2 protein-coding genes are annotated in these 1359 nt (G+C 73.9%); both read left to right on the forward strand.

What is annotated here, in order from left to right:
- Positions 1-164 precede the first annotated feature (164 nt).
- Positions 165-797: a polysaccharide deacetylase family protein gene (locus ACWEVO_RS36545; protein ID WP_452311953.1), complete on the forward strand. Its 633-nt coding sequence runs from the start codon at positions 165-167 to the stop codon at positions 795-797.
- Between the two features lie 21 nt (positions 798-818).
- On the forward strand, positions 819-1359 hold a 541-nt coding region (locus tag ACWEVO_RS36550), incomplete at its 3' end, for an MFS transporter (protein ID WP_452311954.1).

Below are 1359 nucleotides of genomic sequence, written 5' to 3' on the forward strand. Positions count from 1 at the left end.
CCGTGTGACATGCCTCCGTCGAGGCGGATGTCGCACTGTGACATCGGATACCATCCGCCGCGCTCGGCGCCGCGGGCACCGCGCAGACGACCTGGATCGCCGATCGCCGGCTCCCGCTGGCCGGTGGTCCGGCCAGCGCCACCCTCGGCAACCGCCATCAGCAGGTGGGCTCCGGGGCGGTCGAGGTCATCTGGGGGGTACGCACCGACGAGCGCGTCGTCGCCCTCACCTTCGACGACGGCCCTCGGCCAGAGTGGACTCCCATGGTGCTGGACACCCTGGCCAAGTACGGGGTCCCGGCCACCTTCTTCCTGGTCGGGGAGCGGGCCCGGCAGCACGCCGCGCTGGTGCGGGACCGGCTGGCCGGGCACGAGGTCGGCAACCACAGCTGGGCGCACCACGACCTGGCCCGGATGGACGCCCACACCGCGTACGACGACCTGCGGCGCAGCCACGACGCGATCGCCGCGGCGACCGGCGTGGCGCCCCGCCTGCTCCGCCCGCCCTGGGGGCACCTGGGCGGGGCGGTGCTGCACGCCGCCGCCCGGTTGGACTACCGGCTGGTGCTGTGGACGTTGCAGATGGTCGAGGGGGAGTTCCCGCACGATCCCGCCGGCCACGCCCGCCGGATCGTCGCCGACGTCCAGCCGGGCACCATCCTGCTCGGCCACGACGTCGGCACCGAGCAGCGCCTCGTCGCGCTCCGCGGCCTGCCGGACATGATCACCGGGCTGCGCGCCCGCGGCTACACCTTCGTCACCGTCTCCCAGCTGCTGCGCCGCACGGCCGTGGTCTGACCGGCCCGGTAGGGTTCCCGCGTGTCACCCACCGTCTCGGTCCTCGTCCGCAATCGCGACTTCCGCAATCTGTTCCTCGCCGAACTGGTGGTGTTCGGCGCCGACTGGTTCGTCATGGTGCCGCTGCTGGTGCTCCTGCCCGCGCTGACCGGCAGCGGGGTGTGGGGCGCCCTGGTGCTCGCCGTGGACACCGGCACGACGGCGTTGCTGCTGCCGTACACCGGCACCATCGCCGACCGGTTCGACCGGCGGAAGATCATGATGGTGGCCAACCTGGGCGCGCTGGCCGGGATCCTGCTGCTGCTCGGCGTCCGCGACGCCGGGACCGCCTGGTTGGCCCTGGTGGCGATCGCCGCGGTGGCGGTGGCGAAGGCGTTCTACTCGCCGGCCGCCCAGGCCGCCCTGCCCAACGTGCTCGATCCCGCCGACCTGGCCGCCGGTAACGCGGTCGCCGGCTCGGCCTGGGATTCATTCCCCGCCGTCCCGGCCGGTCTTCCTCGACGTCACCGGCGCGCGCCGCCGACGGGTCCGACGCGTGGGCGTACTGGTCGCCGTCGCCTCG

This window comes from Micromonospora sp. NPDC003776 (assembly GCF_053605645.1).